This window comes from Pseudonocardia sp., assembly GCF_035305885.1.
In the GTDB taxonomy this organism is placed as follows: Bacteria; Actinomycetota; Actinomycetes; order Mycobacteriales; family Pseudonocardiaceae; genus Pseudonocardia.
In genome coordinates this window covers 56,267-68,971 of record NZ_DATGOP010000122.1, presented here as the reverse complement: position 1 = coordinate 68,971, position 12,705 = coordinate 56,267, and the positions used below count along the sequence as shown (strand labels likewise).

The 12,705-nt window shown below is 73.0% G+C and carries 13 protein-coding genes; 10 read left to right on the top strand and 3 right to left on the bottom strand.

Translation table 11 applies throughout. From position 1 onward, the window contains the following. Positions 1-120: 120 nt before the first annotated feature. Entirely contained in the window at positions 121-1,263 is a 1,143-nt protein-coding gene (locus tag VKZ81_RS28070; RefSeq protein ID WP_324244720.1) for a glycosyltransferase family 4 protein, read from the bottom strand. Positions 1,264-1,382: 119 nt separating this feature from the next. Here VKZ81_RS28070 and VKZ81_RS28065 point away from each other — a divergent pair, with 119 nt between their 5' ends. After that, complete coding sequence (locus VKZ81_RS28065; protein WP_324244719.1) at positions 1,383-2,756, top strand: hypothetical protein; 1,374 nt, start codon at positions 1,383-1,385, stop codon at positions 2,754-2,756. Here VKZ81_RS28065 and VKZ81_RS28060 read toward each other — a convergent pair. Both VKZ81_RS28060 and VKZ81_RS28055 read right to left on the bottom strand, forming a co-directional pair. Beyond that, complete coding sequence (locus tag VKZ81_RS28060; protein WP_324244718.1) at positions 2,713-3,759, bottom strand: glycosyltransferase family 2 protein; 1,047 nt, start codon at positions 3,757-3,759, stop codon at positions 2,713-2,715. The genes VKZ81_RS28065 and VKZ81_RS28060 overlap by 44 nt on opposite strands. After that, positions 3,756-4,517 (bottom strand): polysaccharide deacetylase family protein, encoded by a 762-nt coding sequence (locus VKZ81_RS28055; protein WP_324244717.1) that lies wholly within the window; start codon positions 4,515-4,517, stop codon positions 3,756-3,758. The genes VKZ81_RS28060 and VKZ81_RS28055 overlap by 4 nt, the downstream gene beginning before the upstream one ends. 107 nt (positions 4,518-4,624) lie before the next feature. Here VKZ81_RS28055 and VKZ81_RS28050 point away from each other — a divergent pair, with 107 nt between their 5' ends. From VKZ81_RS28050 to lipB, 9 genes are all read left to right on the top strand, one after another. Then, positions 4,625-5,764, top strand: a complete 1,140-nt coding sequence (locus VKZ81_RS28050; RefSeq protein WP_324244716.1) for a DegT/DnrJ/EryC1/StrS family aminotransferase — start codon at positions 4,625-4,627, stop codon at positions 5,762-5,764. Between the two features lie 556 nt (positions 5,765-6,320). Beyond that, a complete protein-coding gene (locus VKZ81_RS28045; RefSeq protein WP_324244715.1) occupies positions 6,321-7,064 on the top strand; it encodes a nucleotidyltransferase family protein in 744 nt (247 codons plus the stop codon). Continuing rightward, a complete protein-coding gene (locus VKZ81_RS28040; protein WP_324244714.1) occupies positions 7,061-8,428 on the top strand; it encodes a nucleotide sugar dehydrogenase in 1,368 nt (455 codons plus the stop codon). The genes VKZ81_RS28045 and VKZ81_RS28040 overlap by 4 nt, the downstream gene beginning before the upstream one ends. Beyond that, positions 8,425-9,369, top strand: coding sequence for an NAD-dependent epimerase/dehydratase family protein (locus tag VKZ81_RS28035; protein WP_324244713.1), 945 nt, complete (start codon positions 8,425-8,427; stop codon positions 9,367-9,369). The genes VKZ81_RS28040 and VKZ81_RS28035 overlap by 4 nt, the downstream gene beginning before the upstream one ends. Positions 9,370-9,395: 26 nt before the next feature. Then, positions 9,396-10,652, top strand: a complete 1,257-nt coding sequence (locus tag VKZ81_RS28030) for a nucleotide sugar dehydrogenase (RefSeq protein WP_324244712.1) — start codon at positions 9,396-9,398, stop codon at positions 10,650-10,652. Positions 10,653-10,710: 58 nt separating this feature from the next. After that, positions 10,711-10,986 (top strand): aa3-type cytochrome oxidase subunit CtaJ, encoded by a 276-nt coding sequence (gene ctaJ, locus VKZ81_RS28025; RefSeq protein ID WP_324244711.1) that lies wholly within the window; start codon positions 10,711-10,713, stop codon positions 10,984-10,986. After that, positions 10,973-11,500, top strand: a complete 528-nt coding sequence (locus VKZ81_RS28020; protein ID WP_414709492.1) for a DUF5130 family protein — start codon at positions 10,973-10,975, stop codon at positions 11,498-11,500. The genes ctaJ and VKZ81_RS28020 overlap by 14 nt, the downstream gene beginning before the upstream one ends. A gap of 294 nt (positions 11,501-11,794) precedes the next feature. Continuing rightward, positions 11,795-12,052 (top strand): hypothetical protein, encoded by a 258-nt coding sequence (locus tag VKZ81_RS28015; RefSeq protein WP_324244710.1) that lies wholly within the window; start codon positions 11,795-11,797, stop codon positions 12,050-12,052. After that, complete coding sequence (gene lipB, locus VKZ81_RS28010; protein ID WP_324244709.1) at positions 12,053-12,700, top strand: lipoyl(octanoyl) transferase LipB; 648 nt, start codon at positions 12,053-12,055, stop codon at positions 12,698-12,700. The last annotated feature ends 5 nt before the right edge of the window (positions 12,701-12,705 follow it).

The following is a 12,705-nucleotide window of genomic DNA, read 5'->3' as shown; positions in this document are numbered from 1 at the left end:
GTGCCCGGGATCTGCTGGCAAAGCTCACGACTCCCCATAGGGTCGTCGCCCCCGAGGCCCTACCGTTACTCGCCCGGGACGCTCCGTGCACGTGGAGTCGCCCGCGTTCTCAGGGATTTCTCAGGTCTTGCGCACGTGCGGTTGCCCCAGCCGCGGGTAGAGCGCGTCGAGCTTCGCGAACTCGTTCTCCCAGTTGTAGCGCTCGAGGATCGCGCGTCGGCCGTTGGCGCCCAGCCGGCGCGCTTCGTCCGGATCCCGCAGCAGTTTCTCGATGGCGGCGGCCGCGGCCCGGGGATCCAGCGGGTCGACCGCGATCCCGCAGTCGGCGTCTCCGACGAGCCGGGCCCACAGCGGGAAGTTCGAGCAGACCACCGGCACGGCGCACGCCATGTACTCGAACATCTTCGTCGAGTACGAGTCGAGGTAGTTGCTGATGGGGTGGTCGATGACGAGCCCGCACACCGAGTCGCGGATCGCCGCGATCGCGCGCTCGTGCGAGACACCGCCGAGGAAGTCCACCCGCGGCCAGCCCTCGCTCGCCCGCGCGTCCCGCTCCACGGCCTCGTCGTCGAACCAACCCGCGACCACCGCCCGGCTGCCCTCGGGCAGCGCCGCCGCGACCTCCGGGATCTCCCGCGCCCCCTGCACGGCCTTGAGGCCGCCCACGTAGGCGAACGCGTACCGGCGCTCCTCCACCGGCACCGGGTCCGGCCGCCGCGCGATCTCCGATTCCGGGAAGTTCTGGACCACCACCGTCTTCGCCGCCGGGAACTTCTCGGCGATCGTCGGGGTCGCGGCGACGATCGCGTCGAGGACCCGCCCCGCGATCCACTCGGCCACGGCCGCGCCGAGGGAGAGGAACCGCCGGACGTATCGCGGGATCCACCACTTGTTCATGATCTGCAGCGGGACGTCCTCGTGGACGTCGTAGACCACGCGGCAGCCCAGGACCTTGAGCAGCAGCCCGACCCAGATCAGCTCGGGGTCGTGGAAGTGGCAGATGTCGGCGCGCTCGCGCCGGGCGGCTCGGAACACCCGCCACGCCACGCGGAAGGCCCGGTCGATGCGGTTGCGGGGCAGCCCCACCCCGACCACCCGCACCCCGGCCACCGGCTCCTGCGGCGGCCGGCCGGCGATCAGCGCGACGTCGTGGCCCGCGCGGACCAGGCTCGCGCACTCGCGGTGCAGGATCCGCGTGTCCTCGACGCGGTGCACCGAGGTCAGGTGTCGGATCCTCGGCCGGGCGACTGCGATGTCGTTCACCTGAGGTTGCTCCCCCACGACCCGGGTGTCCCGGTGGCTGCGCGCCGTCGGCGGCGGCCGACGGGCCCTTGCGCACGACATCGTGCGGGATTCCGCGGCCGTTGGCTACTGTCGACGCCGTGCCGCCGACGGCCGTGGCTCCGGCCAGGCGACCGGTGCTGGCGCGGGCACCGGTCGTGGTCGCGGCCGTCCTCGCCTACGTGGCGGTCCTCCACCACGCCTACGTCAACGACATCGCGCCGTACTTCACCTATCTGCAGTTCGGCTACCGCAGCCCGGACCCGTTCGGCTACGCGGTGGCGATCGCCCTCGTCGTCGCGATCGCCCTGCTGCTCCCGCGGCGGGTTTCGCGACCGTCGCACGTGATCGTGTGGGCGCTCTTCCTCATCGCGGTGCTGCCGAGCCTCGTCGTGCCGCAGTACGCGCCCGCCCTGAGCAAACCGGCGGCGTTGGAGCTCGCCCTGTGGGTCGGCGGGTGCTTCCTCGCGGTGGTGGTGCTCGGGACCCGCGGGCTGCTGCGCGGTGTCGTCCCGCTCGCGCCGCTGCGGTCGCGGACGTGGTGGCGGCTCGTCGCGGTGCTCTTCGTCGTGCTGAACGGCTACGTGCTGCTCGCCATCGGGGTGAACTTCGACCTGCCGTCGTTCAACGACGTCTACGACGTGCGCGGCGAGTTCCGGGAGGAGGAGTCGGCGCTACCCGCCCTCGGCTACGTCGTGCCGCTGCTCGACAAGATCGTCAACCCGCTCCTGATCGTGCGCGGCCTGCTCACCCGCGGCTGGTGGTGGATCGGCGCGGGCGTCCTCGGCGAGCTGTACCTGTACGCCGAGCAGGGCAACAAGACCGCGGCCCTCGCGCCGATCGCCCTGGTCGGGGCGTACGCGTTCCTGCGCGCGCGCCGTCGGATCGGCACCGTCGTGCTGCTGGCCGCCTCGGTCGCGTCGATCCTCGTGCTGGCTCTCGACCGGCTGCTCGCGTCCAACGACCTGACCTCGCTGTTCATCCGGCGCACGCTGGTGCTGCCGGGGCTGACCACGGCCGGGTACGTGCAGGTGTTCGACGACGCCCCGAAGGCCCAGCTCGCCCACTCCGTGCTGTCGCCGTTCGTCGAACACCCCTACCTGGAGGAGCCGCCGGACCTCGTCGGGAGGCTGTTCTTCGGCGACCCGGAGACCCACGCCAACGGCAACTGGCTCGCCGACGGGTACGCGAACTTCGGCTACGCCGGGATGCTCGCCGCCACGGTCGTGCTCGTCCTGCTGCTGTGGGCGGTCGACGACGCCGCTCGCGGCCTGTCCGCGCCGTTCGCGTGCATGGTGTTCGTGGTGCCCGCGATCGCGCTCGCCGAGTCGGCGATCCTGACCGCGATCCTCACGCACGGGTTCTTCGCGCTGATCGTCCTCTGCGCGCTCGCGCCCAGGGGCTGGCCGCCGGGCCGCGGCGACGGGGGCGCTACCGGCGCCGGTCGCGCCGCCGCCAGCGCCACAGCCCCTTGAGGAAGCCGGTGCCGTAGCTCGTGTGCAGCACCGCGAACGCGGCGGCGACGCGCGTGGGATCGGCCCCCGTCCGCCGGGCCACCGCGACGCTGGCCGCGCCGTTGGCCACGGCGTAGGGCCCGAGCACGGCGAGCGCCCAGCGCGGGTCGCGGCGGGCGACGGCGACGAGCAGCGACGCCGCGGTCGCCACGACGAACGCCGCGGGCACGACGTGGCGGGGGGAGGCGAACCCGCCGCGCTTCTGCGCCACCCTGATCTTGTACTCGCCGTACTGGTGGTACTGACGCCAGAAGCGGCGCAGCGAGGGCGTCGCGAAGTAGTCGGTGCGGATCCCCGGGTCGTACCAGACTGTCCCGCCTGCCTGCAGGAGCCGGAAGTTCAGCTCGTCGTCCTGGTTGCGCACGAGCTCCGGGTCGAACCCGCCGATCCGGGAGAAGACCTCGCGCGGCCACGCCCCGAACGGCACGGTGTCGACCGGACCCGCGGTGGGCCGGCCCGTGCGGAACGCGACGCCACCGACCCCGAAGCGCGAGCTCTGCGCCGCGGCGATGGCCCGCCCGACCGGCCCCGTGCCGAGCGTGCGGATCGCGCCCCCGACGCACTGGGCGCCGGTCTCCTGCAGCACCCGGACCGATCGGCTCACGTAGTCGGGCGGGAGCGCGGTGTGGCCGTCGGCGCGCACGACCACCTCCCCGGTCGAGGCCTCGATGCCGAGGTTCATCGCGGTGGGGGCGATGCCGAGCGGGTTGTCCACGATCTGCGCCCTGCCCTCGGCGATGCGGTCGGCGAGCACCGCGGCCGCGAGCTCCCGCGTCCGGTCGGTCGACCGGCCGTCGACGAGGACGATCTCGAGCCGGTCGGCGGGGTAGTCCTGCGCGAGCACGGACTCCAGGCAGGCCTCGACGAACCGCTCCTCGTCGCGGACGGGGATCACGAGCGAGACCGTCGGCGTGCCCGGCGGGGCGGTGATCGAGCCGACCGGGGTGTCCAGCCGGGCCGTCACGCGGATCTCCCACCGATCATCCCGAGGACCTTCGACCGCACGGCCGGGTACCGCGGGCCGAGCAGCCGCTTCGACACCGCCAGCGCGTTCCACCTGGCCTGCTGCTTGAGCCGCGGCGCAGGGGCGCCGGAGGCGAGTGCGACGCAGGCACCCGGCGCGTCCACCGCCAGCACCGCGAACCGCCCGACGACGTCCATGGTCGCGTAGGTGCGCCTGCGCCGGGTGGGCGTCGACGTGTACAGCGTGCGGATCCCGGCCCGGTACGCCGCCGCCAGCACGGCCCGGTTCGTGAAGCCGTTCGGGACGGAGGCGTGGTCGACCGGCTTGCCGGTGACGTCCTCGAGCACCTCGACGCTCGTGCGCCACTCGTCGAGGATCTCCTCCTCCGACAGCCGCGTCATCAGCTCGGGGTGGGTGTGGGAGTGGGAGCCGACGACGTGCCCCGCCGCGGCGAGCTCGGCCACGCCGGCGCGGTCGAGGAACCCGGGCGTGCCCAGCCGGGCCGTGGCGATGAAGAACTCGCCGCGCAGGCCGTGCTCGGCGAGCACCGGTGCCACCACGTCGAGGGCGCTGCGGCCGCCGTCGTCGAACGTGAGGACCGTACCCGTCGCGCGGGCCCGCTCGGCCATCGCCTCGAACAGCCGCCGCCGGATCTTGTAGCGATCGGGTCCCGGGCCGGTGAAGCCGCTCTGGTCGAGCGGGCGGTCGTCGGGAAGCACGTCGTGGAGCATCAGGACCGTGCTGCTGCGTGGCGCCATGTCCCCTCCTCGGGCCTGCGCTCGCTCCAGCCCGGAAGTAAAGCGCACGACCGCGCTTCCCGACACCACTTCGTGGCACGGTGGAGGCCTCAGGTGGGGGTGGGAACGTGACGAAGGCGGAACCACAGGTCATCGAGCTCGCGGCCCCGGTGCTGGGGGAGGCCGAGAAGCGCGCGCTGGCCGAGGTCATCGACGACCGGTGGCTCACGATGGGCGACCGCGTGCGCAGGTTCGAGCAGGCCTTCGCCGAGCTGCACGGGGTCGACGAGGCGGTGGCCGTGAGCTCCGGCACCGCGGCGCTGCAGCTCTGCCTCGCGGCGTTCGACGTCGGGCCGGGCGCGGAGGTCCTGGTCCCGTCGATGAGCTTCGTGGCGACCGCGTCCGTCGTCGTCCACGCGGGCGCCACGCCGGTGTTCGTCGACGTCGAGGGCCCCGACCGGCCGCACATGTCGATCGAGGACGCCCGGCGGCGCATCACCGGGCGCACCCGGGCGATCATGATCATGCACTACGGCGGCTACGAGATGGACGTCGCCGCGTGGCGCGCGCTCGCCGGCGAGCACGGGCTGCTGCTGTTCGAGGACGCCGCGCACGCCGCGGGCCTCGCGGGCCCGGGCGCCACGAGCGACGCGGCGGCCTTCAGCTTCTTCACGAACAAGAACATGACCACCGCCGAGGGCGGGATGGTCGTGATCGGTGACCCGGAGCGGCGGCAGCGCGCGCGGCTGCTGCGCTCCCACGGCATGACGGCCAACACGCTCGACCGCACCCGGGGCCGCGCGGTCGGCTACGACGTGGTCGCCTGCGGCCACAACTTCCGGATGGACGAGCTGCGCGGGGCGCTCGGGCTCGTGCAGGTCGAACGGCTGCCGGGCTGGAACCGGACGCGCCGCGAGCTCGCGGACCGCTACCGCGCCGAGCTGGGCCGGGAGGTCCCCGAGGTCGTCGTGCCGTTCGCGCCGGGGCACCGGACGGCGGCCCACATCATGCCGGTGCTGCTGCCGGACGGCTGCGACCGTCCGCGGGTGATGGCCGAGATGCGCGCGGCGGGCGTGCAAACCAGCGTGCACTTCCCGGCCATCCACCAGTTCGAGTACTACCGCCGCGCCCACGGAGCCGTTTCCCTGCCGAACACGGAGCGGTTCAGCGCGCGCCAGTTGACGCTGCCCCTGCACCCGGCGTTGGAGCCCGGGGACGTCGAGAGGGTCGTGTCGGCGCTGCGCGAGGCGATCCGAGCGGCCCGCTGAGATTTCACTGAGGATCCTCGCCCGCTCATTCCGCGAACCCGCCCAGCTCCCTGCTGCATTCGGCGTACCTCGTCCGTTGCCACCCGAATGGCCCCACCCCTCCCGAACGAGCCCATCGGGGCGACGGCGGGGCGGACCGGGCTCGGCCGACCGTGTGGTCCAAAGCGTCGGCATTCGGTGCTGTGATCCGGATTACAAGGTCATTTTCGGCCGCGTTTCGGCACGTGGTCGGCCTGCGTTCGCACGCCCGGCGGACATCCCTCGACCGGCCCGGCGAACGGGTGAACGGCCCCGCGTTTCGGAAACAGGGTGCGGAGGGTGCACGATATGGCGTTCAAGAAGAGGGACAGCCAGCAGAACGGGGGAACGATGGCTTCGCTCTTGCACCTTCACCGAACTCGTCCATCGCGCGCCGGGGGGCCGTCGAGAGTCGGGGGGCACGACAGCCGCTGACGAGCGGGGTCGTGATCGCGCAAGTGCCCGTGGGTATCCGCACGGGCACGGGTCGTTACCACGAACGCTGCCCAACGAGGTGCACGTGAGGGGAAGAAGCACCATGCATGTTGCGATTCTTGCCGGCGGCCGGGGGGTCCGGCTCAGGCCTTACACCACCGCCTTTCCAAAGCCGCTGGTGCCGATCGGCGAGAAGTACGCAGTTCTCGACATCATCCTGCAGCAGTTGCGCGTTCAGGGATTCACCCGCATCACGCTGGCGATCGGGCACCTCGGCTCGCTGATCCGCGCGTTCGTGGGTGACGGGTCGCGGTGGGGCCTCGAGGTCGACTACTCCGAGGAGGACCGGCCGCTCTACACCATCGGGCCGATCCTGAACTTCCTGGACCGGCTCCCGGAGCACTTCATCGTGATGAACGGGGACGTGCTCACCGACCTCAACTACGCCGAGCTGCTGCAGCACCACATCGATTCGCGCGCGCCGCTCACCGTGGCCACGTACCAGCGCAACGTGAAGATCGATTTCGGCACCCTGGAGACCGACGGCAGCCAGATCGTGCGGTTCCAGGAGAAGCCCACGCTGCACTACCGCGTCAGCATGGGCGTCTACGCGATGTCGCGGAAGACGCTCGCGGGCTACCCGCGCAACGTCCCGTTCGGCTTCGACGACCTCGTCCTGGACCTGCTGGCCCGCGGCCAGAAACCGCGCGCGTACGAGTTCGACGGCTACTGGCTCGACATCGGCCGTCCCGAGGACTACGACGAGGCGAACCGCTCCTTCGAGGAGTTCCGGTCGATCCTGCTGCCGCCGGTGCGGCCCGTCTCGCGGGTGGGGTTCGCTTCGTGACCGGCGACGCGGGGAACGGCCGGCGGCCGTCCGCGCCGCGCGGCTGGAAGGTCGGGATCGTCGGGATGGGCTACGTCGGCCTCACGCTGGCCGCCGCCATGGCCCGCACCGGCCGCTACGAGGTGCACGGCGTCGACGTGCAGCCCGACGTCGTGGACAGCCTGTCGCGGGGGGAGCCGCACATCTACGAACCCGGTGTCGGCGAGGCGTTCGCCGAGCTCGTCGGGCAGCGGATCTTCGTGGGTCCGCAGCTGCCCGACGGCGGGGTCGACGCGGTCGTCATCTGCGTGTCCACCCCCGTCGACCCGGCGACGCACGAGCCGTACCTCGACAACCTCGTCGCGGCGGCCGAGCACGTCGCCGCGCGGTGCCGTCCCGGCACGCTCGTCGTGGTCCGCAGCACCGTCCCGGTGGGGGCGAGCCGCCGGTTCGTCCTCCCGCCGCTCGAGCGGGCGTGGGGCGCGGCGCGGCTCGTCATGGCCCCCGAGCGCACGATCCAGGGCCAGGCCCTCCGCGAGCTCGTCGAGCTGCCGCAGGTCATCGGCGGGATCGACCAGGAGAGCCTCGAGCTCGGCCTGGACCTCTTCCGCGGCCTGGTGCGGCAGCTGGTGCCGGTGTCGAGCCTCGAGACGGCCGAGCTGGTCAAGCTCGCGAACAACTGCCACACGGACGTCATCTACTCGTTCGGCAACGAGATCGCGATGCTCACCGAGCGGCTCGGGCTGGACCCGCTCGAGGTCATCAGGGCGACGAACCTCGACTACCCGCGCCCGGACCTCGCCCGCCCCGGGTACGTGGGCGGGGGATGCCTGTCCAAGGATCCGTACCTCATGCTCGCCGGGGCGCAGCGGTACGGCTACACCCCGCAGCTGATCAAGTCGGCCCGGGCGCTGAACGAGAGCCTGCCCGGGCACGTCGCGCGGCGGGTGGTGCGCCTGATGCCGGGCGGGGGCGGCGGCACGCTGGCCGTCCTCGGCTGGGCCTACAAGGGCTGGCCGCCCACCGACGACATGCGCGGTACCCCGATCGCGGCCATGATGCCGGTGTTCACCGCGGCCGGGATCAGGGTGCTCGGCCACGACCCGCGGGTGCGGGCCGAGGTCATCCGCGCCCACGGCGGCGAGCCCGTCGACCTCGCCGAGGGGTTCCGGGCCGCCGACGGCGTCCTGATCGTCACCGACCACCCGGACTACCGGGCGATCGACGTCTCCGCCGCGCTCGCCGGCTCGCGGGCCCGGTTCGTGTTCGACTCGTGGCGGGTCCTCGACGCCGACCGGGTGGCCGCGTGCGGGGTGCGCTACGCCGCCCTCGGCTTCGAGCGCCCGGACCCGGCGCGGGTGCCACCGAGCGGGGTGGTCGCATGAGGGCGCTCGTCCTGGGCGGGGCCGGCTTCATCGGGCTCCACCTCACGCGCCGGCTGCTCGAGACCGGGCGGTCGGTGACGATCGTCGACGACTTCTCCCGCGGCAGGCGCGACGTCGAGCTCGCCCGGCTCGACGTCCCGGTCGTCCACGCCGACCTCACCCGCCGGGAGGCCTACGAGGAGCTCCCGCACGGCTGGGACGAGGTCTACATGCTCGTGGCCGTCCTCGGCGTGCGGAACGTGGTGAACGACCCGGCGCGGGTGCTGCGGGTGAACACCGTCGCCGTGATGAACCTGCTCGACTGGATCGAGCCGGACGCGCTGCTGTTCTTCGCCTCGACGAGCGAGACCTACGCGGGCGGCGTCAACGCCGGCGTGGTGGGCGTCCCGACACCGGAGACCGCCCCGCTGATGGTCGAGGACGTCACCGCACCCCGGTCGACCTACGCGATCAGCAAGATGTGGGGCGAGGCCGCGGTCGTGCACACGGCGCGGGAGAAGGGCTTCCCGTTCGTGATCGGCCGCTTCCACAACGTCTACGGGCCGCGCGGGGGCACCGACCACGTCATCGGGGAGATGTCCGCGCGGGCGATCCGCCGGGAGAACCCGTTCCGCGTGTGGGGCGCCGACCAGGCGCGCGCGTTCTGCTACGTCGACGACGCGACCGAGGCCGTCGTCCGCCTGATGGGCACCGACGCGGCCTTCGGCGAGATCGTCCACATCGGCACCGACACCGAGACGATCATCGCCGACCTCGCCAAGCTCGTGCTCAGGGAGGCCGACTTCGCGCCGGAGCTGCAGGTGCTCCCGGCGCCGCCCGGCGCGGTCGCGCGGCGGGCGCCGGACCTCACGAAGCTGCGCGCGCTCACCGGCTTCGAGCCGCGGGTGCCGCTGGAGGAGGGCGTGCGCCGCACGTTCGCCTGGTACCGCGACTCGATGTAGGTCGGAGCAGGTCGGAGGGCGGGGTCGTGACGCGAACCGTCGTGATCGGGCAGGGCTACGTCGGGCTGCCGCTCGCGGTGCGGGCGGTCGAGGTCGGCCACGACGTGGTCGGCTACGACACCGACAAGCGCCGCGTGGAGCTGCTCCAGCGCGGCGAGTCGTTCATCGACGACGTCACCGACGCGCAGCTCGAGGCGATGCTCGCCACGGGCCGGTACCACCCCACCGCCGACGCGGCGGACCTCGCCGGGTTCGACGTCGCGGTCGTGTCGGTGCCGACCCCGCTGCGGGACCGGGTGCCGGACCTCAGCCACGTCGAGGCGGCCGCGGTCGACCTCGGTCGGTGCCTGCGGCCGGGCTGCTGCGTGGTGCTGGAGTCGACCACCTACCCCGGCACCACCGAGGACCTGTTCGTCCCGCTGCTGGAGGCGGGGAGCGGGTTGCGTGCCGGGCGGGACTTCCGCGTCGGCTACAGCCCCGAGCGCATCGACCCCGGCAACCCCACGTGGACGCTGCAGAACACGCCCAAGATCGTGTCCGGGGTGGACGAGCGGTCGCTGGAGGCCGTCGCCCGGTTCTACGAGGAGCTGGTCGAGAAGGTCGTGCGGGTCCGCGCGATCCGGGAGGCGGAGCTCGCCAAGCTGCTGGAGAACACGTTCCGGCACGTCAACATCGCGCTCGTCAACGAGCTCGCGATGTACTGCCACGGCCTCGGGATCGACGTCTGGTCGGTCCTCGACGCCGCGGCGACCAAGCCGTTCGGGTTCATGAAGTTCACCCCCGGCCCGGGCGTGGGCGGCCACTGCCTGCCGATCGACCCCTCCTACCTGCAGTGGCAGGTGCGGCGCGCCGTGGGGAGCAACTTCCGCTTCATCGACATCGCCAACGACATCAACGAGCACATGCCCGACTACGTGGTCTCGCGGGTGGCCGACCACCTCAACCGCAGGCAGCGGTCGGTCAACGGCAGCTCGATCCTGCTCGTCGGCCTCGCCTACAAGCGCAACTCGGGCGACGCCCGCGAGTCGCCCGCGCTCGAGGTCGCGCGCCGGCTCGCCGACCGCGGGGCGGTGCTCACCGCCGTGGACCCGCTGATCGACCCGCACCACGTGCCGTCGTTCGTCCGGCTCGTCCCGCTCACGGCCGAGAACGTCGAGCGCGCCGACGTGGTCGTGGTGCTCACCGACCACGACGCGCTCGACTGGGCGCTGCTCGAGCGGTGGGCCGACCGGGTGCTCGACACCCGCAACCGGCTCGGATCCGGAGCGGTCGACCGGCTGTGAGGCGGCGCCGGCCCGCCCGGTGCGGCCGCCGAAGGGGGGTCGTCTATCGTTTCCGCACGTGAGCGTGTGGGAGACGATCCTCTACTTCGCGGTGCCCGCGGTGGCGTTGTACGTGGGCATCGCGTTGCTGGTGATCGCACCGCGGATGGCGCGCAGGCCCCGCTACCGGGTGGGGCAGCCGTGGCCGCACGAGCCGGTGTGGTGGACGGCCAACCCGGAGGGTGCGCACCTGCCGCCGCCCGGCCACACCGACGGATCCGACGCCGAGCGCGGCCCCGTCCGCGCGGGAGCGCGTGCCCACGCCGAGCGAGGAGGCGCACGTGGCAGCTGGTGAGTCGCACCCGGGGAGCACCACCGACCACGGTGGCACCGGGACCGCCGTCGCCCACCCCGGCAGCGAGGACCTGCCGGTGGGTGCCGTCGTCACCGCGTCGGGCCGGATCTCCCGCGCCGAGGAGTTCCGCGAGCCGTCCCGGGCCGACCAGCCGTTCACGCCGGTCCAGATGGCCCGCCTCGACGAGGCCCTCACGCTCGCCAGCCGGGAGACCGGCCTGCGCTTCAGCATCTACATCGGCGACCTGGGGCCCGACCCGTCCGCGCGCGTGGCGGAGCTGCACGACCAGCTCGAGGGCTCCGACGAGGCCGTGCTCGTGGCGGTCAGCCCCGGGCAGCGGTTCGTCGAGGTGCTGAGCGGCGCCGAGGCCCGCACCCGGCTGCCCGACCGCGGCGCCAAGCTCGCCGTCATGAGCATGGTCGCCTCGTTCAAGGAGAGCGACCTGTTCGGCGGGCTCTTGAGCGGCCTGCGCATGCTCGCCGACCAGGCGGGCGGTCGTCGGCGCACGCACTGAGCCGCTCGTCGAGCGCGAAGCACCGGTTTCCCGACCGTTCGTCGCCGGGTACCCCACCCGGGCGCAGGACGCGACCGGTGACAGATCGACCGCAACCTCCGGGCTTGCCTCCAAGTTGGGGATGGTCGACCCCGTCGCCCGAGTCGCATACTGTGCGTCCACGGCCCCCTTCGGGCCACGGACAGACGAAGGGCAGGGACCTACATGGGTGACGCGGGACATTCAGCCGGCAACGGGCAGCGTCGCCGCCGGCCGGGCACCGCAGGCTCGTCCGTCCTGACGCCACCCACGGGAATGCCGGTCATCCCGGACCTGGAGAGCATCCTCCCCGAGCAGCGGCGCGGGCCCCGTCCGGTCCCTGCCGACCCGCCCCAGCCGCCCGCGCAGCGCACGGTGGCGAACCCGTGCACGTGCGGCCACGGGCCGGAGGCCCACGAGCACTACCGACCCGGCTCCGACTGCGGCGCGTGCGGCCGCAACGCCTGCCGCGAGTACCGGCCCGCCAACAGCGGCTGGCGCCGGCTCCTGCGCGGCCTCGGGCTCCGCGGCTGAGTGGGGGAGGTCTTCCCCGACCTCACCCGGGTCGACCTGGGTGAGGTCGGCTACGACGCCGCGATCGACGCGATGCGCGGCTGGGTCGCGGAGTGCCAGGCGGGCACCGCGGGCGACCGGCTGTTCCTGCTCTCCCACCCGCCGATCGTCACGTACGGGCCGCGCACCTCACCCGACGACCTCCCGCCGGCCGCGTCCGGGCTGCGGACGGTCGGGGTCGACCGCGGCGGGCAGGCCACCTACCACGGCCCGGGCCAGATCGTCGGCTACCTCGTGGCCAACGTGCGCGAGCGCGGCCCCGCCGACGTCGTCCGGTGGATGGAGCAGGGCATCATCGCCGCCCTCGACGCGCTCGGCTTCCCCGCGATCCGCAGGCAGACCCCGCCCGGCGGCCCCAGCCTCGTCGGCGTGTGGACCCCGGACCACCGCAAGGTCGCGTCGATCGGCTTGCGGATCCGGGGCGGGGTCAGCAGCCACGGCTTCGCCCTGAACGTCGACCCGGACATGACGGTGTTCGACCAGTTCGTCTCGTGCGGCCTGACCGACCCGATCACGTCCCTGCGCGTGCTCGCGGAGGAGCGCGGCGAGGAGCCGCCGAAGGAGCACGAGGTGCGCGACGCCCTCGCCGCGGCTCTCGGCGCGAGCTGAGGTCC